The 26,093-nt window shown below is 62.6% G+C and carries 18 protein-coding genes; 7 read left to right on the top strand and 11 right to left on the bottom strand.

Annotated features, from left to right (window positions below; translation table 11 throughout):
- A partial coding sequence (locus tag CKW37_RS18325; RefSeq protein WP_143502031.1) for an RHS repeat domain-containing protein occupies positions 1-3,149 on the top strand: 3,149 nt, incomplete at its 5' end.
- Between the two features lie 67 nt (positions 3,150-3,216).
- On the opposite strand, the gene CKW37_RS18320 is transcribed toward CKW37_RS18325, so the two are convergent.
- From CKW37_RS18320 to CKW37_RS18290, 7 genes are all read right to left on the bottom strand, one after another.
- Positions 3,217-5,733, bottom strand: coding sequence for a hypothetical protein (locus CKW37_RS18320; protein WP_095157118.1), 2,517 nt, complete (start codon positions 5,731-5,733; stop codon positions 3,217-3,219).
- Positions 5,734-5,743: 10 nt separating this feature from the next.
- Positions 5,744-7,204, bottom strand: coding sequence for a hypothetical protein (locus tag CKW37_RS18315; RefSeq protein ID WP_095157117.1), 1,461 nt, complete (start codon positions 7,202-7,204; stop codon positions 5,744-5,746).
- A 168-nt stretch (positions 7,205-7,372) separates the two neighbouring features.
- Positions 7,373-9,427 (bottom strand): autotransporter outer membrane beta-barrel domain-containing protein, encoded by a 2,055-nt coding sequence (locus tag CKW37_RS18310; protein ID WP_371864298.1) that lies wholly within the window; start codon positions 9,425-9,427, stop codon positions 7,373-7,375.
- 375 nt (positions 9,428-9,802) lie between these two features.
- Positions 9,803-11,764, bottom strand: coding sequence for a hypothetical protein (locus CKW37_RS18305; RefSeq protein ID WP_095157115.1), 1,962 nt, complete (start codon positions 11,762-11,764; stop codon positions 9,803-9,805).
- A gap of 310 nt (positions 11,765-12,074) precedes the next feature.
- Complete coding sequence (gene sixA / locus CKW37_RS18300) at positions 12,075-12,530, bottom strand: phosphohistidine phosphatase SixA (RefSeq protein WP_095157114.1); 456 nt, start codon at positions 12,528-12,530, stop codon at positions 12,075-12,077.
- Positions 12,527-12,874 (bottom strand): DUF4389 domain-containing protein, encoded by a 348-nt coding sequence (locus CKW37_RS18295; protein ID WP_095157113.1) that lies wholly within the window; start codon positions 12,872-12,874, stop codon positions 12,527-12,529. The genes sixA and CKW37_RS18295 overlap by 4 nt, the downstream gene beginning before the upstream one ends.
- Before the next feature lie 18 nt (positions 12,875-12,892).
- Positions 12,893-13,918, bottom strand: a complete 1,026-nt coding sequence (locus tag CKW37_RS18290; protein ID WP_095157112.1) for an NAD(P)H-dependent glycerol-3-phosphate dehydrogenase — start codon at positions 13,916-13,918, stop codon at positions 12,893-12,895.
- A 99-nt stretch (positions 13,919-14,017) separates the two neighbouring features.
- Here CKW37_RS18290 and CKW37_RS18285 point away from each other — a divergent pair, with 99 nt between their 5' ends.
- The 5 genes from CKW37_RS18285 (at position 14,018) to fabB (ending at position 20,929) form a co-directional block, all read left to right on the top strand.
- Positions 14,018-16,162, top strand: coding sequence for a TonB-dependent receptor domain-containing protein (locus CKW37_RS18285; RefSeq protein WP_095157111.1), 2,145 nt, complete (start codon positions 14,018-14,020; stop codon positions 16,160-16,162).
- Complete coding sequence (locus CKW37_RS18280) at positions 16,162-17,055, top strand: ABC transporter substrate-binding protein (protein ID WP_095157110.1); 894 nt, start codon at positions 16,162-16,164, stop codon at positions 17,053-17,055. The genes CKW37_RS18285 and CKW37_RS18280 overlap by 1 nt, the downstream gene beginning before the upstream one ends.
- Positions 17,052-18,977, top strand: coding sequence for a response regulator (locus tag CKW37_RS18275; protein ID WP_095157109.1), 1,926 nt, complete (start codon positions 17,052-17,054; stop codon positions 18,975-18,977). The genes CKW37_RS18280 and CKW37_RS18275 overlap by 4 nt, the downstream gene beginning before the upstream one ends.
- A gap of 204 nt (positions 18,978-19,181) precedes the next feature.
- Positions 19,182-19,697 (top strand): 3-hydroxyacyl-[acyl-carrier-protein] dehydratase FabA, encoded by a 516-nt coding sequence (gene fabA, locus CKW37_RS18270; protein ID WP_095157108.1) that lies wholly within the window; start codon positions 19,182-19,184, stop codon positions 19,695-19,697.
- Between the two features lie 11 nt (positions 19,698-19,708).
- Positions 19,709-20,929 carry a beta-ketoacyl-ACP synthase I gene (gene fabB, locus CKW37_RS18265; protein WP_095157107.1) on the top strand — a complete coding sequence of 407 codons (1,221 nt, stop codon included), beginning with the start codon at positions 19,709-19,711 and terminating at the stop codon, positions 20,927-20,929.
- 90 nt (positions 20,930-21,019) lie between these two features.
- Here fabB and CKW37_RS18260 read toward each other — a convergent pair whose 3' ends face one another.
- The 3 genes from CKW37_RS18260 to CKW37_RS18250 form a co-directional block, all read right to left on the bottom strand.
- A complete protein-coding gene (locus tag CKW37_RS18260; protein WP_095157106.1) occupies positions 21,020-22,645 on the bottom strand; it encodes a methyl-accepting chemotaxis protein in 1,626 nt (541 codons plus the stop codon).
- Between the two features lie 137 nt (positions 22,646-22,782).
- Positions 22,783-23,247 carry a DUF3859 domain-containing protein gene (locus CKW37_RS18255; RefSeq protein WP_095157105.1) on the bottom strand — a complete coding sequence of 155 codons (465 nt, stop codon included), beginning with the start codon at positions 23,245-23,247 and terminating at the stop codon, positions 22,783-22,785.
- Positions 23,248-23,316: 69 nt separating this feature from the next.
- The gene (locus CKW37_RS18250; protein ID WP_095157104.1) at positions 23,317-24,321 is read right to left on the bottom strand and encodes an amidohydrolase family protein; all 1,005 of its coding nucleotides are present in this window, start codon (positions 24,319-24,321) and stop codon (positions 23,317-23,319) included.
- A gap of 106 nt (positions 24,322-24,427) precedes the next feature.
- Here CKW37_RS18250 and CKW37_RS18245 point away from each other — a divergent pair, with 106 nt between their 5' ends.
- Positions 24,428-25,288 carry a pirin family protein gene (locus CKW37_RS18245; RefSeq protein ID WP_095157103.1) on the top strand — a complete coding sequence of 287 codons (861 nt, stop codon included), beginning with the start codon at positions 24,428-24,430 and terminating at the stop codon, positions 25,286-25,288.
- A gap of 44 nt (positions 25,289-25,332) precedes the next feature.
- Here CKW37_RS18245 and CKW37_RS18240 read toward each other — a convergent pair whose 3' ends face one another.
- Entirely contained in the window at positions 25,333-26,058 is a 726-nt protein-coding gene (locus tag CKW37_RS18240) for a dienelactone hydrolase family protein (protein ID WP_095157102.1), read from the bottom strand.
- Positions 26,059-26,093: the final 35 nt, after the last annotated feature.

The raw sequence follows: 26,093 nt of genomic DNA, 5'->3' as shown, positions 1-26,093 counted from the left end.
GCCAGTACGTCGCCCAGCCGGTGCTGCGCACCATGGAAACCCTGAAGACCAACTTCGACGCGGTGAGCAAGGTCATCATCCTGGAACACTCGCTGCTCAACGGCCGCGCGCTGCTGGAGCGTGACGACAACGACGTGGAGATCGCCTACGCCTATGACGCGCTGGGGCGGGTGATCGAAGAAAAAGTCGCGCCGGGCAGCAATGTCGAGGCACGGCGCCAGTATCAGTACCTGCTGGTCAATCAGGTCACCGGGCAACCGACCCAGACCACCATCGACGTCAAGGGCGTACAGACCCGCAGCCTGCTGGACGGGCTGCAACGGGTGGTGAGCGAACTGCGCCAGGATGTCGACGGCAACCCGGTGAGCAAGCCGCTGCGCGAGACGTACAGCGCCAGCTATGACGCCTTCGGGCAACTGAGCGAGAGCACCGAATTCGACTGGCTGGGCGCCGAGACTGTAGCCCTGACCAGCCGCTACACCTACGACGACTGGAGCGAACAGGACAGCGTCACCGGGCCGGACGGAATCATCGCCCACAACCGCTACGACCCGATCACCATGACCCGCCACACCTGGCAGCAAGGCACCGACGGCAAACGCGGCAACCTTGACCGGGTGACCTACAACCTGTTCGAAAAACCGCTGAAAAGCGAAGTGCTCGACAGCGACGACAAGGTGGTCAGCACCGCCGAACAACGCTACGACGGCCTCGGCCATTGCCGACAAGAGATCAGCGTGCTCGGCAAGAGCACCTTCTACCGCTACGACCCGTGGGACCGCGTCAGCCTGACCGTGCTGCCGGACGAGACACAGATCGTCCGCGCGTACGCCGGGCACAGCAGCGCCGAACTGGCGGTCAGCCTCGATGTAACGCCGGGCAGTGGCAACCGCGCCACCCTGCGCCTGGGTGAACAGCAATTCGATGGCCTTGAGCGCCTGACCCACCTCGATGTCGGTCCGCGCAGCCAGCAGTACCGTTACCAGGGCGGCCGATTGCAGCCCGATGAGCTAATTACGGCCGGCGGCCAGTCCATCCGCTACGAATACACCCCCAACCTCACCCGCCTGCCGGTCGGCCTGATCGCCCCGGACGAACAGGCCAGCTACACCTACGACCGGTCCAACGCGCAGTTGACCGTGACCGAGAACAATCAGGGCCGCCGTGAGTTCGCCTACGACAGCGCCAGTTACCTCAGCCACGAACGCTGGATCGTCGACGGCACGACCTGGGAAGCCCTGTCGACGTATTCGCTGGCCGGTCGCCTGATCCGCCACACGGACGTCAACGGCCTGGAAACCGCGTACGAATACGACGTCCATGGCCGCGTCGAGAGCGTCACCCAGGGTCGCCTGCAAGCCAGCTTCGCTTACGACAGCCTGGGCCGGGCGTGGCGCACCACCACCCGCGACCTCGACACCGGGACCGAGCTGGTTACCTCGCTGGCCTTCGACGACCATGGCCGGGAAATCGAACGCGTCCTCGCGCTGAGCGGCCAGCCACCACAAACCCTCACCCAGGCCTGGCGCCTCGACAACCGCCTGCAGAGCCGGCACCAGCAAAGCGCCGGCACCTCACTGAAAGAAGTGTTCGACTACGACGTGCGCGGGCGGCTGATCAGGCACGACTGCTCGGGCCAGACCCTGCCGACGGATCGCTACGGCAATGCCATCGCCTCACAGACCTTCGACTACGACGGGCTGGACAACTTGCTGCACGTCAGCACCCGCTTCGCCGACGGCAGCAGCGATGAGTCGGCGCGCAGCTTCGCCGACGACGACCCGTGCCAACTGGTGCGTATCAGCCACACCCACGCCGACTACCCGGACAGCCAGGACCTGAGCTACGACGCCGACGGCCACCTGCTCGCCGACGAAAACGGCAACGGCCTGCACTACGACAGCCAGGGCCGCCTGCTGCGGGTCACCAGCGAAACCGGGCAGAACCTCAGCCAGTACCGCTACGACGGGCACAACCAATTGACCGGGGTCGCCCACGGCGAGGAGGCGCAGACCCTGCGTTTCTACCAGGGCGAGCAGTTGGCCAGCACAGTGCAAGGCAGCACCCGCGTCAGTTATCTGTACGACGGCGACCGGCCGCTGGGCCAGCAACAGATGAATGCACCCGCCGAAACCCTGCTGCTGCTGACCGACGCCAACCGCAGCGTGCGCGGCGAAAGCCAGCAACAGGCGCTGCGTGAGACCGCCTACGGCGCTTATGGCGAGCGCGGCAATGACGGCATGAAAACCCTGCTGGGTTTCAACGGCGAAGTGCGCGACAGCCAGTCCGGCTGGTATCTGTTGGGCAAGGGCTACCGGGCCTACAACCCGGAACTGAGGTGCTTTCACAGCCCTGATTCGCTGAGCCCGTTCGGCGCCGGCGGCATCAACCCGTACATGTACTGCGGGGGTGATCCGGTGAATTTCCGGGATCCGACCGGGCATTTTTGGGAAAGCGCGGGCTGGGTAGGTCTTGGCCTGGGCATACTCGGCGCGGGCCTGACGGTGCTGTCGTTCGGCGCCCTCACCCCCGCGTATGCGCTGATGGTGAGCGGCGGCCTCGCGGCGGCCGCGAAGGGCGGCATCGCCTTGACCGCCATTGCTGCCGGCGCGGGAGCGTTGGGCACAGGCGCGGCGCAATCACTGGTCAGTGACAGGCAGACGAAGAAGGTATTGGGCCAGATAAGCTTCGGGTTGGGGATCGCGTCGATGGCGCTGGGGTTGGGTTCGTTGAAGCTCAATGGGTGGAAAAGCAACAGGGCTTCTACAGTCGATGATCTGGATAGTCCAGCGGGTCCTTGGCGAAATCCCCAAGCTTACAATTCAACTCAAAGTGCTCTACCCCAAAAACCATTCGTGCAGAACGCTGCTACTCAGACCCCACCACCCGTACCACCCAAGCCAACCCCAAAAGCACAGACGGCCCCACCAACGACCGCGACCCGCCCTTCCCTCGAAGACATCAAAAACGTGAAACTGAAAAAGACGCCTGGTCCCAAGTCCGCCCAAAGCGGGCCAAGGACCGAGCTCCAGTTAGTGCTCAATGGCATTCGTAACAACAAAACCGTCAGCGCCGCACGCGCGAACCCGGACATCCAACAAGGAAAATTTTCGAACGCCCCCGTGTATGACCTCACCAGGATTCCGTAGGAATAGAGGTGAACAGACTCCCGACAGATCGCTGTCGGGAGTCCTGCTTCCCTGAAGCGGTTCGCTTTCAGTTCGCCCCCGGCATATTGAAGAACCGAATCACGATCGCCTCCGACCAACGCCCATCCGCATACCGCCCTTTCAGCGAAATTGACGCAATCCCCGCCACCGCGAGCAACCAGGTGCATTTCAGCGCCGTGGTGGTGGTCTTGCGTTCGAACCCCTCCACCTCGTATTCCACCGCACCGGGCATCGCGTCCCAACTGACGTGGATAGTGCCAAAGGCATCGCGTCTCGCCTGGAGCCCCTTTGAAAATGCCTCTGTGCGCGGGATCACCAAGTAGCCGCTCGGCGGAATGAAGTCGTTCTTGCCGGTCAACCCGGTGATCAAATCAAACCCGGCGATGCCGTTGGCCGGCGGATAGTAACGCCCGGCAGCATCGACCCGGCCATCGCCGATCACCTTCCACTCCACCTGGGCGGCAGGCACCTCGGTGGTAGCGACGAACGCCCGCAACTGCCCGCCCTGCCCCGGCGATGATTCATCGAGCTGAATGCGCAAGGCGAGCATGTCGTGAAGCACCAGGACGAAGGTCTTCTTGCTGGCACCACTGGCGCTGTCGGTAAGGGTGATGGCGTCGAGCACGAAGTATTCACGGTAATCCCTGGGCGCGGCGGTGTAGCGCCACTGATTGTGGCCGTCCGCCGTCAGGCTGCCGCCGTTGCCCGGGTTGTCGAGGGAGGCCCGCAGCGTACCGGCGCCGATGCTGGACGCGGAAAAGACCCGCGATGAGGCGGCGTCGCACACCTGGAACAGCGGGCTGACCGCCACGCTTTCGCGCACCACGCTGACCACCGTCGAGGCCGTGATCTTGGCTGAACCCAAGCCTTTGCTGGCAGTGACTACCACCGTGATGAAACCCTGGATCAGGGTGTCGGCCGCGGGCGCCTGATAGCGTCCGCTGCTGTCGATGCTGCCCAGCCCACCCTGCTGGCCGCGCACGCCAGCCAGGCTCCAACTCACGCCGGACTGAGCCGGTTGGGTGCTGAAGACCAGGCTGCCCCCCGCCGCGAGCATCGCCTGGGCAGGCTGCACGGCGAAGGCATGATCGACCTGCCCGGCCAGGAACAGGTCGCCAGGCAAATGCACCTGGCTCGGAATCAGGGCATTGCGCCCGGGAAACAGCAGGTTGCGCGCCACGAACGTGTCGATGGCCGGCGGTTGCACGCCCTCGAACATCTTGACCACCACCGGCATGAAGTGCTGCCTGGCGACCTCGTTGATACTCGACAATTCCCCACCGCCCAGATCGGGCAGCCATTCATGCCCGTTCATGCTCAGGGTGAAGTGGGTTCCGCCGTACCGATGAAACGCGACCACGCCATTGCTCTCCAGCGCCACGGAGAAGCCGAGGCTGAAGTCGTAGCTGAAATTCAGGTCGCCATGATCCCACTCTTCACCGGACGGCCAGCTCCAGTGGATGACCCGCTCGAAGGGTGCGGAGGTGGTTCTCTTCCAGCTCACCCGCAAGCGTTCGCCATCGCCCTGCACAGTCAATGGCAACTGGCTGCCCTCAGCGCCGAAGGTGGTTTTCATGTCGCTGGAAAACACCGCGTCGAAATCGCCATTGCGCACCGTGTAGTGGTAATCGAACGGCGCGGCGAACTCACCGGTATTGGCCTTGAGCACCCAGGCGTTGTCCTTGCCGCCGGGGTAGTCGGCGAAACCAATGCCGTAGCCAATATCCTTCAGCAGTTGTGGCCTGAGCACCTTGTCGAACAGCACGCGACTGGATAGCAGCAGGCTGCCGCTGAAGCCGTCAGGCAGCAGAAACGGAAAGGACGGGGCCGGGTCGTCCCCCGCCGACCCGCCCTTGAAACGGATGTACAACTCGATGGCGCCGTCGCCGTGATCCGGCGATCCGGGGCGCGCATCGGCGTTGCGGGTTACCACCCGCATATCGAATGTTTCCGGGGTCAGCTCGGGCACCTCCACTTTGCCGATGCTGCCCAGCTCGAAGCGCCGGCGAGTGCTGTCGAGCGCCCGGAAGATCTTCTCGAAGAACGCCGCCACGGCCTTGCGCGTGGCGTCGTCGTCCCCGAACGAACTGGTGATCTGCGTGCCTTCATGCAACTCGATGAACACGCTGCCAGCGCCGGTGCCGCCGCTGGTACGACCCACGTCGAGGTGCATGCTCAGGGTTGCCTGCGCCAGCGGCAGTTGTTGCTCCAGCCTGACCACCCGCTCGAAACCGCCAGCGGGGGCGACGGTGGTCACCACCATTCCGCCCTCGATAGGGAAACGCAACGTCGCGCCTTGGCTGCGTCGTTGCGCCGCGTCGAACGACAGCGCAGGCGCCGAGAGCTGCAACCCGAACAGGTGCAAGCGGGTGCCGGCAATATCCTCCAGCGCCAGCTCGCCGTTGATGGGCTGAATGTAGCCGCTGGTCGATTGGAGGCGCTCGATCGTCTGGTCCAGCAACAGCGCATTGGCCTTGTCACGGCTATACACCACGATCGCATCCCAGCCGAGGGTCAGCGACTTGCCCTTCATCACGGACAACAATTCAGCCATCGTGCTCATCTTGGGCCTCCTAGTTCACCAGATTGAGATCCAGCGGGCGGAAATCCAGATAGCTCTCGCCGTCATCGAAACTGACCGCGACCCGCGTGGCGAACACCTTGTTCACCTGCAGCTTCAGCAGGTCGGCCCTGGGCAATACCGCGGTAACCGGAGAAGCGTTCTTGGGCACGACCTGACCTTTCAGAAGGTCGAAACGTATCGCCTGGTTCTGCTTGTCCAGCCCGGTGACCCAGAGGTTGATGCGCATGCCATCGGTCAGCGGTTTGTAAGGCCAGGGGGCCATCGACAGGTTGGCGCCCTGCGGCGTGCTGGCGAGACTGAGGCTGCCGCTCCCCGCCTGCTGGCAACTGAGCAACATCATGGTGGTGGTCGCCAGCTTCTGCACGGTCAGGAGATAGGTCGCCGAGACTTCCGGTTCGCCGGTCGGCCATTTCACGCTGTAATAGACCTCGACCTGACGCCCCATGTTGGCGGGAATGGCGCTCGCGGGAATCTTGAAGTCCAGACCGTCCGGCGAGCTTGCCGTGCTGGTCTGGAACGAGCCGTGCGCGCCAAACCCGCTCCAGTGCAGGGTCAAGGCGGCGCCGCTGATATCGTCCTGCTGCGCAGGGACCCGGGCGGTGACGCCGCTGGTGGTGTTTTTCGGGTCGAGGACGCCTTCGCCCGGGTGACCGGGTTTGGCCTCCACCACCGTTGGCAAGGGGCGTGGCTCAGGGGGAAGGATGTTCACATTCAGTTTTTCGAAATCGGACAGCCTGGACACGTTGCCGGCACGGTCCTGCAACAGGTAGGTGATTGCCCGGTCGCCGTTGCCCTCGCGCTCGATCATCTCGCCATCGAAGGACACTGTCAGGTCCGGGGTCAGCTCGACATCGATGACCTGGTTCTGGCCATACGGAAACTCCTCCCAGAACCCTTTGAGACGGTCACCCGGCATGTACTCGTAGGAGGTACGGGGCACGGTGGCCTCGACTTTGTTGTCGTTGGCCTCCAGGTAGCGATTGGTGATTCCGCCGAAAATGACATCCATGGGAAACACCAGCTTGGCGGGAGTTTGAAGGCCGACCGGGGGAGTGGTGTCGATGGTGAGGGTCAGAAGGGCGGATTCCTCGGGGTTGCCCAGCCAGTTCTCCACCCGGTAGCCCAAGCGATGGATGCCCTCTCGCAAATGTTCCTTGGGCAACTCGATAAACAGATCGCCCGAGGCGATCGGCGCCGTCCAGGTCTTGCTTTGCACCACGGCGCCATTCCACAGCAACACGAGGGTTTCCGGTTGCTGAGGGCTGGGGTCCGAATTCGGCCAGAGGGGAAATTTGACGTTCAGGGGCGCCGTCAGTGCCGTGATCGGCAAGAGGTTTTCTTGTCCGCCGTCGATCGGCGGCAGGACCGCGTCCACAATCGGAAGGGACAATTCGCGGGCGTCATCCGCGGGTTCGGTGATGGAATTCGGGGAAGGGTTGAAATCAGTCATGGCAGCTCACTCGCCGGATACTGGAGCACCCATTGAACAATGGGCAGGCTCACCCCCGAAACTGACAAAAATATCAGGTGGCTGGCAGGGCAATGGCGATTGTGCAAAGCCAAAAAAGGCCGGAACTCGATGCCGCCAAGGGCACCGGGTTCCGGCCTTCATGGTGTGTCACCAGGTGTAGCGGACGCCGAAATTGGCCCCCCAGGGCTGCTCGATCTTGTCGCCGTTGCTGTAGTCGAAGTCCGCGTGCACCGCGATGCGATCGGTCAGCGACAACGCGATCCCCGCGCCCAGTTCGCCACGCGAGCCCGACAGATCATTGTCGAAACGGTTGTCGTTGACCTCGGCTTCGTTGTTGTTGATGAACTCATGGGCCAGCGCCGCACGGACATAAGGCTGAACCCGCATCTGGTTGCTCATGAGCATGTCACGGCCGACCGTCACACCGACCTTGCCCAGCAGCGAACGGCTGCGGTCGCCATCGACCTGCATGCCGTTGTCCAGGTCGTAGCTCTGTCCCTGGATGACCGCGCCGATCAACTGGCCATAGGGCTCGACGAACCAGCCATCGTTCAGCTTGATATGCCGACCGGCTTCCAGCGAGGCAGTGACCGCGCCATTGTCGAAATCCCCCTTGGCCTTGGCCCCGTCGCTCAAGTGCACATCGGCCTGGTTCTGGAACCGGTTGAATTTCAGCACGCCATCGATGTAGTAGCCGGACTCCGGTTGCAGCCAGGTGCTGTAAACGCCAGCGTAGTAACTGTCGATCTTGCCGGAGGTGCCGCGCCCCATGTCCAGGTCGGAGGTGCTGTAGCCGCCGAGCAGGCCGATCAGCCACTGTCCGTTGCCATAGGGCAGCGGCGCATCGACACCGAACGCAATGCCTTGCTGCACCTGGCTGTAGCTGCTGCCCTGGGCAGACACGTTGAACTTGTTGCCATAGCTGCGCATCCAGCCGCCGGCCTTGCTGTCGTTCATGCGGATCTCGCCCATGCGGCTGCGCAAGGTGCTCAGTTCGCCATACAACACGGTGGGGCCCGCTTCGAAAATCGCCAGCGCGGTGCGGGCACCGGGGCTGATTTTGCGAGTGCTGGCATCGAGGTACCATTTGTTGCCGTCCTGGGCCAGGCCGTAAGACCAGGTGCCCAGGTCCACTTCGCCGCCCAACAGGGCGAACTGCGCATTGCCACCGGCGATTTCCACCAACAACAGGCGGGAGTCGGAGAGCGGGTCGGCGCCGCTGCTGTGGACCAGGATTTCATGATTGCCGTCGGCGACGCCGGTCACCTCAAGCTTGTCGGACAGGCCCTGGGAAAAGTCAGCCTCCATTTCGAAAATACCGCTGCCCGAGAGGTTCTCCACCGACAGGGTGAAGAAGTCGCCGGGGTCGCCGAACTTGATGCTGCCACCGCTGCCCATGCTGAGGTTCTGTACCGAGGAATCCTCGACCATGACCCATTGGGCCTGGCTGTTGACCGCCAGCGACTCGACGTTTTCCAGGCGGCCAGTGAGCACGGCGCGGTTGGCCAGCGAAACATTGGCGGTACTACCCGCCTCCGCGACGATGTCGCCTTCGAGCACACTGTTGGAGACATTGAGGGTGCCGGTACTGTCACCGATGACCTCGAACAACACGCCATTGCTGCCTTGCAGGTTTGCGCCGTTGTTGACGTTGACGATCGCCTCGCTGTCAGCAAAGGCGCTGTCCACCAGAATGGCGGAACCGCCTTCGCCAATGACCGTGCTGTTATCCAGGGTCAATGTGCTGGTGCCGGCAGTGGCTTCATCAAAAATGAACACGCCGTTGGTCGCGCCTCGGATGACCGTGCCATTTCCCGCTATGGCAACGCCATTGAGCAGCCTCAGCCCATGTGTCTGCGTGCCGGTGAGTTCACTGCCACTCAACTCCAGCAGGCTGTTGGCTGACACCGTTGCGCCAACCACGCCAGTAATACTCGCGTTGTTCACGATGGCGGTGGAACCGCTGTCGGGGCTACCCGCCGTACGTGCAACGGCAAGCCCGATACCGCCAGTGGATGTGAGCGAACCACCGTTGATCACGGCAGAACTGTTCTGTAGTGAAAGTGCGGCTTCAGGCGTATTCGACTGGATAGTTGCGCCATTCAGATTCACCGCTGAACCAGATCGCGCGGTAATCGCCGCAGAGCCGCCACCATTGAATGTCAGAACCGACTCGTTACGCAGTTCAACGCGATCATTCAAGAAAATGTCATTGAAGATTTTTGTTTCCCCATCAATTAAAAGTGCCAGCGCTTGCTCACTTATCAGCAAGAGTGGCGCGAGGAGAATGAATTTGCGGGCATAGGGCACTCGAGAACGAAGCAGCGGCGAGTAACTTTTCATGAATATATCCTTTGGCAGATTAAATCCAACCGTCAGGCGCACCGCTAATCACACCAGCGCCAAACCCGGAAAGGTCTGAGATACTAATGACGCACACCCCGAATATATGTAGGAAAAATCTACACACAGCATAGTATTATTCATCGGCATCTCCAGTTTCTTGCCATATAAAAACGGCACGAATCGATGATTCGCGCCGCATTCACATCAAGGGTGCTCTACTGGCGCCGCTTACTACGCCGGGCAAGTACCCCCGCCAGGAAACGACAAGCCAATGAGCTCTTTCGCGTACTCGGACCAGACCACCTCACCGCCAGCTTCCAGGCTGTATTGCACATGCGTGTCTCCGACGCCGGATTCGGTCCCGCTGTACGCTGGGAAAATGTAGGTTTCGTAAGGATGAACAAACCAGGTAATACCGTTCACTTCCTGTTGCGGAGTGAGGGTGATGACTTCCGAGAACTCCGTGCCCGCCACTGTCCCGCCATCAGGCCACTCGGTAACTCGCCAATGCATGGTGACTTCTACACCCGCTCTCAGGTATCTGCCGTCAGGTTTGACATACACATAGAAACCACGGACCCCTTCCTCTTTGCGAACCGAACTGCAATTCATTGCCCGGTTCCCCCCAACGGGATTGGTCCAGATATGTGGAAACTCAGGTGCTTCGAAAGTGATCGTCAGGACCTTCACAATGACCGACGTCGACGGTGATTGCTGGAAGTTCACCTCGGCAAGATCAGTAATGATGTAATGCACGGGCAACAATGGATCGTTGCCGGAGGCCTCGATAATGCTCCAGGGAACAACAACCGAAACTTCTGTACCTGGAACATCTTCTGCCGTGACGACATGATAGTTCGGTACACGCTGCCCCTTCCAATAAACCCAGATGTAATCGCCTTCCTTCGCCTCCTCATACAACGTAATGAAGGCGGTTGCATCCTTGCCGTGGTCACTGGTGTTGAGTTGGTTATCAATGCCGGATTCCCCCACGACTCGCAACTCGGCAAGTGTCGGGTTCACTGTTTCAGGTTCGTCAGGGTTCACCGGCCCGACGACTTTCAAGTTGACGATGATTTCCTTGCTCAGTGGCGTTTCAGGGAACTTCAACGCCTCCCCACGCGCTACCTGATAGCTCACCGTGAGAGGTTGATCGCCGTCGCCAGCGTCCAGGAAATCATAGTTGGCCTTCAGCACTGCCCAAGGCACAGAAATGCGCAGCGGGAACTGGGGCGCGGGTCCGGTCGGGTAGGGTTCAAGCGCCGTGCCCCCCCAAATCACGAGCACCATGTCGCCATTGCTCCAGTTCTCGAAAACAGGGATTTCGACCACGACTTCAAGTGCGTCCAGACGGTCGATACGCCCGTCGTTGGCCAGTGGCACCTCTGGCGGCAGGAGGTTTTCCGGCAGAGGTCCCAACGCGACAGTCGCCTCGATATACACGGAAAGGTGGCTGCGGTTGCCTGCCTTGTCCAGCAACACATAGATGCCCAGGCATTGGCCATTCCCAGCCTGTTCGAGAATGTCACGGGTAATGGCGAATTCCATCGACGCGTCCAGATCCAGCGGACCGAGCGTGGGCGTGATCATCGTCGGATCATCCGGGACGTCGCTCACCCAATAGAAGAACAACCTGTCGCCTGGCTCACGATCGGGATACTCCGGAACCGTAGCGATCAGTTGACCGCCGTTTTCCTCGAGGTAGTTGTCAGTGATGATCTTGGTGGCCAACTGTAAGGGCAGCGGCTCATTGGGCTCGCAGGGGGCAATGGTGTCGACGGTAATGAGTCGTGACTGAGAGATCTTTTGGTTGCCGCTGAGATTGGACTCCACCATGTAACTCATCAGCAAACGGCCCTGAAGATAATCATCCCGGTCAACGGACACCTGCACAGGAAAGGTCGCATCCGACGCTACTGACAACATCCCGATCAGCCTCTGCTCAGACTCGTTCTCGCGCGTCCAGTACAGGTAGACGGTGTCGCCAAAAGGTTCGGCCGACTCTCGCCAGTTCTGCATCTCGACAATCATCGACGTTGCAATCATCGGCGCGTTGAGCAGTCCGTCCGGATCACCCTCGATCATGGCAAGGACATTGGGCGCTAGCAGTTCTTCCAGTGGTTCATTGCGCAACGATTGACGGTAGTCCCACCGGGCCTGCTCAGCAGCCGACAGTATCTTCATAGTGCTCATGATTTCTCTCCTTAATCCGTTCCATAGGCAGCGGCGGGCAAACCACCGCACAGCAGTGCGCGTCTCTCGCCATGAGCCGGCACCGGCACCGCGGTTACCGACTCCAACTCTTGAGCAGCAGTAAACGCCAACTGCGGATTTGCCGAAACTGACAAAAATGCTAGGTAGGCAGAGGGAAAAAAGGCCTGGGCGGGGACGTGACAAGCCAGCGCTTACCCATGAAAGCGGCTGCTGACACAGGTGTCAGGCGCACGCCAGCCCACAGCGCCTGAAAAAGGCGCCGTGGGCTTGGCAGGTCGGGAAAGGTGGATCAGGCGTGACGCAGGCTGCGCAGGTTCATCAGCCCGGCCAGCGGGAAGTCAGCTTCCAGCTCCGCCAGGCTCGCGGTGCTCATCGGAACGCTCTCCTGGCGGGAACCCTTAGTCAGCAGGCCAATCAGTTGCCCCACCAAGGGTTGATGGCTGACCAGCAAAACGTGCTCGAGACCAAGCCCGTCAAGCTCGTCGATGACCCGCGCCGGGTCGCTTTCCGGGGTGAGCCAGGGCACGGTGACCAGCGGTTTGGCGAACCCCAGCGCTTCATGCACCAGCCCCGCGGTCTGTTGGGCGCGGACATAAGGACTGACCAGGATCGCGTCGAGCGGCTGGCCCAGCAGGTGCGCGGCGCTGCGCAACACCTGCTGGCGACCGTGGGCGGTCAGGTTGCGCTGGTCGTCGCTGCGGGCGTGCGGCTCGGCTTCGCCGTGGCGCAATACCCAGACCTTCACAGCTTCGGCTCTTCGTCACGCACCGGATGGGCCGCCGGGGGCACGCTGTGCGGCGCTTCGCCTTCGGCCGGACGCGGGGTCGGCCAGTCGGCGAACGGCCAGGGTTTCTGCTCGGTATGGAAGCTGCCGAAGCGGCCAATCTGGGCGAGGAACTGGCTCAGGCTGTCGCCGAAGTTCATCAGGCTGGCGTTCGGCGCGCCGTAGACCAGACGGTAGATCAACTGCAACAGCACCAGCACGCCGAGCAGGGTCTGGGCGACCTGCCAGACCAGCAGGAACAGCAGCATCCAGAGAACGCGCAAAACGATCGACTCACGTTGCGCCTGTTTGGGTGACTCACTCATGTCGTGCTCCTGAATCGCTTAATTGAAACCGCTGGTGGAAATGAAATCGACGTCGGTCTTGGGCTCGCCGCGCATCAGCAATTCGATTACCTGGGCGAGGGTCCGCCCTTCGAACAGGATCGCGTGCAACCCGGCCACCAGCGGCATGTAGATCTGCGCCTGCTGGGCCTTGGCCTTGAGCACCTTGAGGGTGTTGACGCCTTCGGCCACCTCGCCCAGGCGGTTGACCGCCTCGTCCAGGCTCAAGCCCTGGCCGAGAGCGTAGCCGACCTGGTAGTTGCGGCTCTTGGGCGAGGAACAGGTGACGATCAGGTCGCCGACGCCGGCCAGGCCGAGGAAGGTCATCGGGTTGGCCCCCTGGCTGACGGCGAACCGGGTCATTTCCGCCAGGGCCCGGGTAATCAGCATGCTCTTGGTGTTCTCGCCCATGCCGAGGGCGACCGCCATGCCGGCGATGATCGCGTAGACGTTCTTCAGCGCGCCGCCCAGCTCGACCCCGAAGCGGTCGGCGCTGGCATAGACGCGAAACGTGCGCCCGTGCAACACGGCCTGGACGCGCTGGCACAGCGCTTCGTCTTCACTGGCGACGACGGTGGCGGTCAGCGCGTGCTCGGCCACTTCCCGCGCCAGGTTCGGCCCGGACAGCACGCCGATGCGCGCCTTGGGCGCGATCTCTTCGAGGATCTGGCTCATCAGCTTGAAGGTCTGCGCTTCGATGCCCTTGGTCAGGCTGACCAGCATCTTGCCGCCGAGCAGTTCGGCATGCGGCGCCAGCACGCTGCGCAAGGCGCTGGACGGCAGCGCGACGAAGATCAGCTCGCTGCCCTGCAGGGTGGCGAGCAGGTCGCTGACCGGTTCCACCGCCGGATGGATCTTGATGCCCTTGAGGTAACGCGGGTTTTCCCGGGTGGTGCGCATGGCCTCGGCCTGTTCGGGGTCGCGCATCCATTGCCGGACCCCAACACCGTTTTCGGCCAGCAGGTTCGCCACGGCGGTGCCGAAACTTCCGCCTCCCAGAACCGCAACAGGCTGCTGTTCAGTCATATCCAATCCGTTAAAACCATAAAAAGTGGCGAAGCCAGCATTATACGGAGCGCCGCGACCAGCGCCAGATCACTGGAAAATGCCGGGCGGTCGGTTAACATGCCCGCTTGTCTTTTCGATCAAGGCCGCCTTGTGTCCTCTGGCCCTCGCCCTTCGCACCCTTATCTGCTGCTGGCCGCCCTGCTCGGCGGCCCCGCCGTGGCCGACGACCTGTTCGTCGACAGCCAGGCAATGCCGCAGGTGCTGACCGCCACCCGCCTCAAGCAATCCCCGGCCGCGGTGCCCGGCAGCATGACCGTGCTCGACAGCGAACTGATCAAGGCCAGCGGCGCCCGCGATATCCCCGAACTGCTGCGCCTGGTGCCGGGAATGATGATCGGCTACGGCGCCGGCAACCAGCCGACGGTCAATTACCACGGCAGCAACGTCAACGACGCCCGGCGCATGCAAGTGCTGATCGATGGCCGCTCGGTGTACCGCGCGGGCCTGTCGACCGTGGACTGGAGCGACATTCCGCTGGCTATGGAAGACATCGAGCGCATCGAAGTGTTCCGTGGCCCCAACACCGTCAGCTACGGCGCCAACGCGCTGATGGCGGTGGTCAACATCCTCACCCGCAGCCCGGCCGACAGCCATGGCACGCGCCTCAAGATCACCCGCGGCCAACGCGGCATCGATGATTTCTACGCCAGCCAGGGCGTGGGCTGGGACGGCGGCGACCTGCGCCTCTCGCTCTCCGGCATGCAGGACGACGGCTTCGACCAGAACCTGTTCGGCGCGGACTACCGCGACAGCCGCCGCCTGACCCGCTTCAACATCAGCGCCAGCCACACCCTGGACCCGAGCCAGAGCCTGGACTGGCAACTCTCGGCCAAGGAAGGCAGCGACCAGCGGCCATACACCTACAAGCCGGTGTTTTATGGCATCACCGACAACGGCGACAATTCCGACGTCAATGCCAAGGACTACGCCGGCTCGCTGCGCTGGAACATCGATTTCAGCCCACAACACAGTCTTTACGTCCAGGGCTCGGCCCAGCACTGGGACCGCCAGCAGGTCTGGCGCGCCTGCGATGCGGCGATTTCCTTCAGCCAGGAACTCACCCAGCTCTGGCAGTTGAACCCCAACTACACCGAGCAACTGGCGCGCAACATCACCGCCCCGATTCCGAAAGGCACCGGCGAAGAGCAGCGCCTGGCCGGCATCGTCAAGCAACAGTGGGAAAACGGCGGCAAACAGCCGGTCTGCGGCAACATCGACCAGAGCACCCGCGAGACCCGCTACGACCTGGAACTCCAGGACACCCTCAGCCTCACCGACAACCTGCGCTTGCTCAGCGGGGTCAATTACCGCTACGACCGCGCCGACTCGCAGACCTACTTCAATGGCAGCCTGGACGACCAGACCTGGCGCCTGTTCGGCCAGCTTGAATGGCGCGCCGACGAACACTGGATCGTCCAGGGCGGCGCGATGTACGAGTCCTCGCGACTGGCGGGCGACTCACTGACCCCGCGCGTGGCGGTCAACTACCTGATCACTCCGCGCCACGGCCTGCGCGCGGTGTACTCCGAGGCCGTGCGCTCGGCGGACATGTTCGAGAACAACGTCAACTGGAGCTACCGGGTCACCAACCTCAATCCCCTCGCCCTCGGCCAGGGCACCGGCGAGTACTTCGTCAAGACCCGCGGCCCCGGCAACCTCGACCAGGAACGCATGCGCTCGCGGGAGCTGGGCTACAACGGCTATTTCGCCGCGCTGGACCTGAGCGTCGACTTCAAGCTGTTCCATGACGAGATCAGCGGGATGATCAGCGAACCGCTGCGCAACAACCAATACATCGCCAGCAACAGCAACAACGCCCGCTTCACCGGCAGCGAAACCCAACTGGACTGGCGCCTGAGCGCCGTCGACCGCTTGCGCCTGACCTACGCTTACGTCGACGCCGAGGCCAGCAACCCCGACGACCAGCGCCTGACCGCCAGCAACAGCGGTTCGGCCGGCTGGATGCATGATTGGGGACGGGGCTGGTCGAGCGCCCTCTTCTATTACGGGGACGATGCACTGAACCAATACCGTTTCGAGCGGGTCGACCTGCGCGTGGCCAAGCGTTTCGTCCTGTCCCACGCCAGCCTGGAGCTGGCCGGCACCGTGCAGCAGCGCCTTGACGATGAGCCCACCACCAAGGCCGACAACCGCTACGACAGCCGGCACCTGCTGTATTTCAGCGCGGAGCTGGAGTTCTGATGCGCCTGTTGCGGCGCTGCCTGCTCCTGGTCCTGTTATGGCCCCTGACATCGCTCTCTGCCGGCGAAATTCTTCTCACCGGCGCTCAAGACAACGACAGCGTGCGCGACTTCGTCGAAGCGCTGGCCGCGCGACGTCCGGCGGACACCGTGCGTTTTGTCCCGGTCACGCAACTGCCCGCCCCCGGCCAGTTAAAGCCCGGCATCCGGCTTGTCCTCCTTGATCCGCCCGCGCTGGACTGGCGCCTGCGCGAGCCGGCCGGCCCGCCGGCGCTGGTCTTGCGCATCAGCCGGGTCCAGGCCGATCAACGCCTGGGCAATCTGCGCCCGCCCTACCTCAGCCTGTTGTGGAGCGACCCGCCGCTACCTCGCCAGTTGCAATTGATCCGCTACCTGCTGCCGCAAGCGCGGCGGGTGGGCGTGCTCTACAGCGACCACAGCCATTTTCTGCTCGACGAACTGCGCCGCGCGGCCCGGCCATTGGGCCTCGAAATCGACGCACAGTACTGGCCCGACCTGAAGGACAACCGGCCCTTGCAAGTCCTGCTGAAAGACACCGATGTCCTGCTCGGCCTGGACGACCCGCAGCTCTACAACCCGAAGACCGCGAAAAACCTGCTGCTCAGCAGCTACGCCCGGCAGATGGCGCTGATCGGTCCCAACGCCGGCTTCGTCCGCGCCGGCGCCCTGGCCAGTACTTACAGCGACCAGAACGATTGGCTCGCGGTGCTCGACCACCTGCTCGACAAGCCCGCAGACCAATGGCCGCGCACGCATTACCCGGAATATTTCAGCGTTTACGGCAACCAGCAGGTCGCCCGGGCCCTGGGCGTCGAGGCAATCGACCCTGATGCCGCCAGCCAGGCCGTCGCCGCAGGAGAATCCACCCGATGAAAGCCGTGAGTTGGGACATCAGCACCCGCACCCAGATCATCAGCCTCGGCCCGGCTCTGGTGCTGACGCTGCTGCTGATCAGTTTTTTCACCTTTGTGCGTATCCAGGACCTGCGTCAGGAGTTGAACCACACCGGTCAGTTGATCGCCAACCAGTTGGCACCGGCCTCGGAGTACGGCGTGATCGCCGGCAACGACGAAGTGCTGGAAAGCCTGATGCGCGCCACCCTGACTATTCCCCATGTGCGCTTCCTCGAAGTGCAGGACAACGCCAATCACATCCTGGTGTACGTCGAGCAGCCCGATGAGCACGTCAACCGCGCCCAGCAGGTCGAAGTGTTCCAGGCACCGATCCGCCTGCAACGGATCAACCTCGACGCCGACTTCCTGCAAGAAGGTGAAGAACCGCCGAGCATCATCGCGGACGATTACCTGGGCCGGGTGATCGTCGGCATGTCCAATGACGCCTTCAGCCAGCGCCAGCAGGAGATCGTGATCAAGGCCGGGATCCTCGCCCTGTTCGCCCTGCTCTTTACCTTCCTTCTGGCCCGGCGCCTGGCGCGCAGCCTGTCGGAGCCGATCCGCGACATGGGACATGCGGTCAAGGCGATCCAGCAAGGCGACTTCAACACCCCGCTGCCAGAGGTCGACGACAGCGAACTGGGGCACCTGGCCCGGCACATCAACAACCTCGCCAGCGGTCTGGCCCAGGCCTCCCGCGAGCAGGAACAAGCCATGGCGCAGATGACCCAGGCGCGCGAAGAAGCCGAGCAGGCGAACAAGGCCAAGTCGGAATTCCTGGCGATGATGAGCCACGAACTGCGCACCCCGATGAACGGCGTGCTGGGCATGCTGCAACTGCTGCAAACCACCGAATTGAGCGACGAACAGGCCGACTACACCAGCGTCGCCAGCGAGTCCACCGGGCACTTGCTCAAGGTCATCAACGACATCCTCGACTTCTCGCGCATCGAACGCACTGCGCTGGAGCTGGAGCACATCGACTTCAACCTCGCCGAACTGATCGGCAACAGCGTGCAGTCGTTCCTGCACACCGCCCAGCAGCGTAACCTGACGCTGGAGCTGGAAATGCCGGAGAGCATGGAACCGCTCCAGGTGAGCGGCGACCCGACCCGTATCCGCCAGGTGCTGGTCAACCTGATCGGCAACGCCCTCAAGTTCACCGAAGCGGGCCGCGTCCAGGTCATTCCGCGCTGGCAGATCCTCGACCGGCAACTGATCTGGTTCACCTGCGCCGTGCGCGACACCGGCATCGGCATCGACAATTCGCGCCTGGAAACCATGTTCGTCGCCTTCCAACAAGCCGACAGCTCGATTTCCCGTCGCTACGGCGGCACCGGGCTGGGCCTGTCCATCGCCCGTAACCTGGCCGAACGCATGGGCGGCAGCCTGCGCGCCGAAAGCCGTGTGGGCGTGGGCTCGACCTTCACCCTGGAAATGCCACTGACCCTGCAGGCGCGCCCGGCGCTGCTGGCCATCGCGAACAACACCACGCCGGACACCGCCGAGGGGCAGCCGATACTGTTGGTGGAAGACAATCCGGTGAACCAGACCGTGATTCAGGCCATGCTGCGCAGCCTGGGCTTCGAGGTCTGTATTGCGGGGGATGGGGCCCAGGCCATCAGCCTGGTGGCACGGCAACCGTTCGCCGCGGTGCTGATGGATTGCCGGCTGCCGATCGTCGACGGCTACGAAGCTACCCGGCGAATCCGCCAGATGCCGCAGGGTCGTGACCTGCCGATCATCGCCCTGACGGCCAATGCCTTGCAGGGTGATCGGGAACGCTGCCTGGAGGCGGGAATGAACGACTACCTGACAAAGCCGTTCAAACGTAATGATCTACAGCAGATTCTGCAGCGTTGGCTGCCCGGTCAGGCAGTCGTGACTGGCGATAAATGCTAAATTGCGGCAGTCTTAGAGGCCGGAAGTGGCCTAAGAAAGGTCTGTCGGAAAAATTTCAGTGCACAAGTGTACATCTTCGTCCCTTGTGCTGTGACTTTCACTACAACGCAATAGTCTATGGGTAGGCTACCGCCCAAGGCCGAAAGGTCTGGGTCGGTCGGGAAGATTCGCCCCTTGCCGCACGGGGACTATTGAGGAGCTCGCATGACCAAACAAAACGCCTTTACTCGGGAAGACCTGCTGCGCTGCAGTCGCGGTGAGCTGTTCGGCCCAGGTAACGCGCAACTGCCCGCCCCCAACATGCTGATGGTGGATCGCATTACCCACATCAGCGAAGAGGGTGGCAAGTACGGCAAAGGTGAGTTGGTCGCCGAGCTGGATATCACTCCGGACCTGTGGTTCTTCGCCTGCCACTTCGAAGGCGATCCGGTAATGCCGGGCTGCCTGGGCCTCGACGCCATGTGGCAACTGGTCGGCTTCTTCCTCGGCTGGCAAGGTCTGCCGGGCCGCGGCCGTGCGCTGGGCTCGGGCGAAGTGAAGTTCTTCGGCCAGGTCCTGCCGACGGCGAAGAAGGTTACCTACAACATCCATATCAAGCGCGTCCTGAAGGGCAAGCTGAACATGGCCATCGCCGATGGTTCGGTCAGCGTTGACGGTCGCGAGATCTACACCGCCGAAGGCCTTCGCGTCGGTGTATTCACTTCCACTGAAAATTTCTAAGGGTTATTCGCATGCGCCGCGTCGTAATCACAGGTCTGGGCATCGTTTCTTGCCTGGGCAATGACAAAGAGACCGTCTCCGAAAACCTGCGTAAAAGCCGTCCGGGCATCCGTTTCAACCCGGAATACAAGGAAATGGGGCTGCGCAGCCAGGTTTCCGGCTCCATCGACCTGAACCTCGAAGAACTGATCGACCGCAAGGTCTACCGCTTCGTTGGTCACGCCGCTGCCTACGCCTACCTGGCGATGCAGGACGCGATCAAGGACTCCGGCCTGACCGAAGAGCAGGTTTCCAACCCGCGTACCGGCCTGGTTGCCGGCTCCGGCGGCGCCTCGACCCTGAACCAGATGGAAGCGCTGGACACCCTGCGCGAGAAAGGCGTCAAGCGCGTCGGCCCATACCGCGTCACCCGCACCATGGGCAGCACCGTTTCGGCTTGCCTGGCCACTCCGTTCAAGATCAAGGGCATCAACTACTCGATCTCCTCGGCCTGCGCGACGTCCGCACACTGCATCGGCACCGCCATGGAGCAGATCCAGTGGGGCAAACAAGACATCGTCTTCGCCGGCGGCGGTGAAGAAGAGCATTGGAGCCAGTCGTTCCTGTTCGACGCCATGGGCGCCCTGTCCACCAAACGCAACGAAACCCCTGAACTGGCCTCCCGCGCCTACGACGCCGACCGTGACGGCTTCGTCATCGCTGGCGGTGGCGGCATGGTCGTCGTGGAAGAGCTGGAACACGCTCTGGCCCGCGGCGCCAAGATCTACGCGGAAATCGTCGGCTACGGCGCCACTTCCGATGGCTACGACATGGTCGCCCCGAGCGGCGAAGGCGCGATCCGCTGCATGGAACAGGCGCTGTCCACCGTCGACACCCCGATCGACTACCTGAACACCCACGGCACCTCGACCCCGGTCGGCGACGTCGCGGAAATGAAAGGCGTGCGTCACGTGTTCGGCGACAAGGCTCCGGCCATCAGCTCCACCAAGAGCCTGTCGGGTCACTCCCTGGGCGCCGCAGGCGTTCACGAAGCGATCTACTGCCTGCTGATGATGGAAGGCAAGTTCATTGCCGGCTCCGCCAACATCGACGAGCTGGACCCGGAAGTCGCCGACCTGCCGGTCCTGCGCGAAACCCGCGAAAACGCCAAGATCGATACCGTGATGAGCAACAGCTTCGGTTTCGGCGGCACCAACGCCACCCTCGTGCTCAAGCGCTGGGAAGGCAAGTAAGGGCTGAGGCTCTTGCATGAAAAACGCCCCGACTGGTTCGGGGCGTTTTTCATTTTAAGGACCGGATTTTGGGGTTGCGATCAGCCCTCCCTAAACCGAAAACCGCCCCACCAACGCATTCAGTTCCACCGCCAACTGCGACAGCGCCTGGCTCGCCTCCACCGTCTGGCTGGCCCCCGCTGAACTCTGCAACGCCAGGTCGCGGATATTGGTCAGGTTGCGATCCACTTCCCGCGCCACCGCGGCCTGCTGTTCGGAGGCGCTGGCGATCACCAGGTTACGCTCGTTGATCCGGCTGATCGCCAGGGCAATTTCCTCCAGCGCCTCTCCTGCGGCATGAGCCCCATCCAGCGTGTGCCGCGCCCGCTCGCGAGTCTGTTGCATGCCATCCACCGCGCGGTCGGTGCCCTGCTGGATGCCGCCGATCATCTGCTCGATTTCCCGGGTCGATTGCTGGGTGCGATGGGCCAGCGCCCGCACTTCGTCGGCCACCACCGCGAAACCGCGCCCGGCATCGCCAGCCCGCGCCGCCTCGATGGCGGCATTCAGCGCCAGCAGGTTGGTTTGCTCGGCAATCGAGCCGATCACGTCCAGCACCTTGGAAATACCCTGCACCCGCTCCGCCAGTTGCCCGACTTCATCGGCATTGGTGCTGACGCCCGCCGCCAATTCCTCGATGGACACCACGGTCAGGCGCACCTGTTCACGTCCCTGACGGGCGATGCGATCAGACTCCTGCGAAGCCTCCGAGGTCGCCACGGCGTTGCTGGCCACCTCCTCCACCGCAGTGGTCATCTGGTTGACCGCGGTGGCCGCCTGCTCGATTTCCTGGGTCTGCTGCTGAAGGCCCCGGGTTGCGTCCTCGGTCACCGCGCTGAGTTCCTCGGAGGCCGAGGCCAGTTGGTTCGACGAGTCGGAGATCCGTCCGATGGTGTCGCGCAGGCTCTGCTGCATGGTCTTGAGCGCCACCAGCAAGCGCGCCGGTTCATCCTTGCCCTTGATGGTGATCTGCGGGGTCAGGTCGCCGGTGGCAACCACCTCGGCCACGTGCAGCGATTGCGCCAGCGGATGAACGATGCTGCGGGTCAATACCAAAGCCAGTACCACGGTCAGTACCAGCGCGCCCACCAACAGGACAATCACCCAGAAACGCGCGCCGACGTACACCGTCTGCGCCTTGTCGGTGGCAAGGTTGGCGTGGTGGTTATTGAGGTCGATCAGTTCATTGAGGGTCGCGGTCAGTTGGTCGGCCAACTGGTTCATCTCACCATTGACCAGTTCCACCGCCGCGTCGACCCGTCCCTGGGTCGCTTCGCTCATCACCTGCGCCTGCAAGACGAAGTATTGTTTCTGCTGGTCAAGGTAGCGGTCGAACAGCGTGCGCTCCTCCGGCAGCACGATCAGCGCGTCGTAGGTCTTTTGCGCCTTGACCAGATTCTCTTTGAGGGTTTCGATGCGGGAAATGTTCTGCTGCTGCGCCGCCGGGTCGCGATTGACCAACAGTCGCAAGGTCAAGGCGCGCACCCGCAGCATGTCCTGGGACATCTGCCCGACGTTGATCACGCTGGGCAACCAGTTACTTTCCACCTGGTCGGACTGCTCGCGCATGTTCGCCATCTGCGACAAGGCGAATGTCCCCAAGGCAACCACCAACAGCGCCAACAGGCCGAATCCCAATCCAGCCCGGGGCGCTATGTTCAAGCTTCTCAGACTCATCGAACGGTTCCTTCCGCAAGCGCTGCTCAGGTCTGCAGCCGACATGCTTAGACGGTATCGGACCGTTGAACTTTTGCGTAAGAAGAATTGGTGATATCAAAACGCCTTGTGATTGCCGGAGCAGCACCGCACGGAATTCAGCGGACGGTAAATTGCTTCTCCGCGAGCAAGCGATCGCCCTGGAAAACCATGAAATGCCAGGTGCCCGGAACCGCCTCATGGTGCTCGGTAAACTCATAGGCCATCACGTCCATCGCCGCGCCAGGCACCAGTTTCTGCACCACTTCGAACTTGTCGTGGCGCTTGCCATCGGGGGTGACGATACCGGGGGTCAGGTACAGCAGTGTCAGCGGAGTGTCCTCTGCGGTTTTGCCTTCCAGCCGGTAGCGGATGCCAAATTTGCTGCCCAATTTGGCCGGAACCTCATCTGTCGACTGGATGGTCTGGCTGTTCATGGTCAGCACCCGCTCGCCCGGCTGGGCGTTTTGCAGCTTGGTTTCGAACACGCCATATTCAACCGGTCCCTGCACCCGCACCTCGGCACTGGCAACGCCTGCGATGCACATCAGCCCGACCAGGGCGCTCAAACGGCTAGTCAACATACTGCGCTTCCTCTGTAGTGGATCGCGGCAGACTATGACTCGGGCATGACAGGCTGATGACAATCCCGCTCAACGCGGTTTCGGCAACACGGCAAGGAAGTTGTCCCGGGCGACTTTGCGCGCGATGCCTTCGGGCAAGGCATCGAGAAACGGATCGAAACCATGCAATTGCTCACCCTGGCTGCCGAAACGTCCGACCACATCCGAGCCAAGCATGAAGCGCTCGGGAAAGCGCTCCACCAGCGCCAGCCACTGGCGGTCAGGCGTGCCCTGCTCATCCAGCAGATACGGTTGCAGGACGCTCCAGGACAGATCGACATAAAGGTTGGGATAGGTCTCCAGCAGGCGTTCCAGGGTCGGCAGGAGAAAATCCATCCGCGTCTGGTGACGATGGATCTCCAGGCTGCTGCCGGCATGGGCCCAGATGAAGCGCGTGTGCGGATGATTGCGCAGCGGTTCCTCGATTTCCGCCAGGTACAACGGATTGCGCTCGCGCTTGGAGGTGATGTTGGAGTGGATCAGCACCGGCATGTCCTGCTCGGCCGCCAGATGATAGATCCGCGTCATCGCCTCGTTATTGGCCCGCGGGGTGTCGCCGCTGGTCAGCGCGGTGAGGTCGTCATGCCGGGTGAACACCTCGCCGATGCCCTGCCAGAGGCCGGGGTGCAGTTCCAGCATGCGTTCGATATGGGCCACGGCGTTCTTGTCCACCGGGTTGAAGCCGGACAGGAACGGGTGAAAACGCTTGCGCTGCTCCGGACTGAGTTTCAGCAACGCCGCCGCCACGTAGATATCCGTGGCGCTGTACCAATAGGCATCGGCGTCATCGCCCGCGTAATAGCGCGGACGCTTGGGCTCGTCCTCGTGCCATTTCTTGGCCACCGGAATGCCGCTGATCATCGCCTGGTCGATCCGCGCCTTGTCCATCGCCTCCAGCAGTGCCGGCATGCCCTCGCTTTCCTGAAAGAAATCGACGTAATGCAGGTGGGCATCACTGTAGTGGTACTCGCGCGCTTCGGCCCCCGCGATCAGCAGCCCGGCCAGCACGAATCCACTCAGGTGTCTTGCGAGCATTCCCACGCTCCTTTGCCATTCTTCGGACAGGGTAGACAGCAGGCCTCTCCCCGGGGTTCGGCGGTCGGGCTATGCTAGGCCCATCCGTTTCGGCCTGGAGCCCCGCATGACCTCGCCCCTGGTAATCCGTCCCCGCGCTGAGTCGGTGGAAGGCCAGCCCATCCTGCGCCCGCTGCCGTCGGCAAAATGCCGTAGCGTCGGGCCCTTCGTGTTCTTCGATCACATGCTGCAAACCGCCTACGCCCCGGGCCATGGCATGGATATCCGCCAGCACCCGCATATCGGCCTGTCGACCCTGACTTACCTGTTCGAAGGCGAACTGCTGCACAAGGACAGCCTCGGTTCGTATCAGCGGGTCAGGCCCGGCGAGGTGAGCTGGATGACCGCTGGCGCCGCCATCGCCCACGTCGAACGCACCCCGGCCGAGTTGCTGGAAACGGGTTCACGGATGCATGGGCTGCAAGTCTGGCTGGCGTCGCCAAAGTCCGCGGAACAAGGCGCTGGCCACTACAGCCACCACACGGCCGACAGCCTGCCGGTGAATGAAGCACTGGGCGTGAAGATTCGCATGATCGCGGGCAACGGCTTCTGCCTTGAATCACCGGTGCCGGTGCTCTCCCCTACCCTTTACGCCGAGGTGCGGATGCAGGCGGCGACGACCCTGTGCGTGCCCACCGAGCATCAGCAGCGGGCAGTGTATGTGCTGGCCGGGGACGTGCGACTGAACGATGAACTGCTGGAGCCCACCACGCTGGTGGTCTTGCCGGAGGGAGAGGAAGCCAGCCTGTACGCCGAAAGCGAAAGCCATCTGGTGGTATTCGGCGGCGCGCCGCTGGATGGGCCAAGGCGGATGAACTGGAATTTCGTGGCGAGTGAGCCGGCGCTGATCGATAAGGCCCGGGAAAGGTGGGCGGCCGGGGATTGGCCGGTGGTCGAGGGGGAGACTGGCAGAATCGAGCTGCCTTGAGTCTGCATCGCTGCGGTTCAGGACGCCGAACCGCAGCGATAAGGTCAGGCCTTGAACACTTCGTCCAGCAGGTTGTGCATCGCCTGGAACGCCCGCTTTGACGTGCGCGCGTCGTATTTCATCTTGCCCGGCACATTGGCTGCCGGGTCAGTGAACGAATGCACCGCGCCGCCGTAGCTGAGCAACTGCCAATCCACACCGGCAGCATTCATTTCCGCTTCGAACGCCGGCAACTGCTCGCGTGGCACCAGCGGATCCGACGCACCGTGCAACACCAGCACCGAGCCTTTGATGTTGCGGGCATCCTCGGCGTTCGGCGTGTCCAATGTGCCGTGGAACGACACGGCAGCACTCAGTGGCGCGCCGTCACGGGCCAGTTCCAGCGCGCAGCAACCGCCGAAACAGAAACCGAACGCCGCCAGCTTGCCGGGCGTCAGCACCGCCTTCGACTGCCCAAGCAGTTGAGCCAGGGCGCCCTGCATACGTTTGCGCAACTCGGCACGGTCGCTTTTCAGCGGCATCATCGCCGCCCCCGCCTCATCAGCGTTCTGTGGACGCACCGACTGACCGTAAAGGTCGGCGATCAAAACCACATAACCTTGCTCCGCCACCGCCTTGGCGATGCGCTCGGCGCCTTCGCTGATACCCATCCAGTTCGGCGCCATCACCAACCCGGGCTGCTGCAACGCGCCATGGGTGTAGACCAGACGGCTTTCATAGGCTTTGCCGGCGATGTGGTAAACCAGCGACTCGATTGTCACCTTGCTCATTCAATCCTCCTTGCACCATGAAAAAAGCCCGCCGA

The organism is Pseudomonas sp. Irchel 3E13 (assembly GCF_900187455.1).
Classification (GTDB): domain Bacteria; phylum Pseudomonadota; class Gammaproteobacteria; order Pseudomonadales; family Pseudomonadaceae; genus Aquipseudomonas.
Note: the sequence above shows the minus strand (reverse complement) of the source record. Positions and strands in the feature narration are given on the sequence as shown.

Excerpts from the sequence above, each read along its gene's own strand:
- fabB (WP_095157107.1), top strand. The coding sequence starts at position 19,709 with ATGCGCCGCGTCGTAATCACAGGTCTGGGCATCGTTTCTTGCCTGGGC.
- CKW37_RS18315 (WP_095157117.1), bottom strand. The coding sequence starts at position 7,204 with ATGACTGATTTCAACCCTTCCCCGAATTCCATCACCGAACCCGCGGAT.
- CKW37_RS18295 (WP_095157113.1), bottom strand. The coding sequence starts at position 12,874 with ATGAGTGAGTCACCCAAACAGGCGCAACGTGAGTCGATCGTTTTGCGC.
- CKW37_RS18280 (WP_095157110.1), top strand. The coding sequence starts at position 16,162 with ATGCGCCTGTTGCGGCGCTGCCTGCTCCTGGTCCTGTTATGGCCCCTG.
- fabA (WP_095157108.1), top strand. The coding sequence starts at position 19,182 with ATGACCAAACAAAACGCCTTTACTCGGGAAGACCTGCTGCGCTGCAGT.
- CKW37_RS18275 (WP_095157109.1), top strand. The coding sequence starts at position 17,052 with ATGAAAGCCGTGAGTTGGGACATCAGCACCCGCACCCAGATCATCAGC.
- CKW37_RS18290 (WP_095157112.1), bottom strand. The coding sequence starts at position 13,918 with ATGACTGAACAGCAGCCTGTTGCGGTTCTGGGAGGCGGAAGTTTCGGC.
- CKW37_RS18250 (WP_095157104.1), bottom strand. The coding sequence starts at position 24,321 with ATGCTCGCAAGACACCTGAGTGGATTCGTGCTGGCCGGGCTGCTGATC.
- CKW37_RS18255 (WP_095157105.1), bottom strand. The coding sequence starts at position 23,247 with ATGTTGACTAGCCGTTTGAGCGCCCTGGTCGGGCTGATGTGCATCGCA.
- CKW37_RS18285 (WP_095157111.1), top strand. The coding sequence starts at position 14,018 with ATGCCCGCTTGTCTTTTCGATCAAGGCCGCCTTGTGTCCTCTGGCCCT.
- CKW37_RS18320 (WP_095157118.1), bottom strand. The coding sequence starts at position 5,733 with ATGAGCACGATGGCTGAATTGTTGTCCGTGATGAAGGGCAAGTCGCTG.
- CKW37_RS18260 (WP_095157106.1), bottom strand. The coding sequence starts at position 22,645 with ATGAGTCTGAGAAGCTTGAACATAGCGCCCCGGGCTGGATTGGGATTC.
- CKW37_RS18240 (WP_095157102.1), bottom strand. The coding sequence starts at position 26,058 with ATGAGCAAGGTGACAATCGAGTCGCTGGTTTACCACATCGCCGGCAAA.
- CKW37_RS18305 (WP_095157115.1), bottom strand. The coding sequence starts at position 11,764 with ATGAGCACTATGAAGATACTGTCGGCTGCTGAGCAGGCCCGGTGGGAC.
- CKW37_RS18245 (WP_095157103.1), top strand. The coding sequence starts at position 24,428 with ATGACCTCGCCCCTGGTAATCCGTCCCCGCGCTGAGTCGGTGGAAGGC.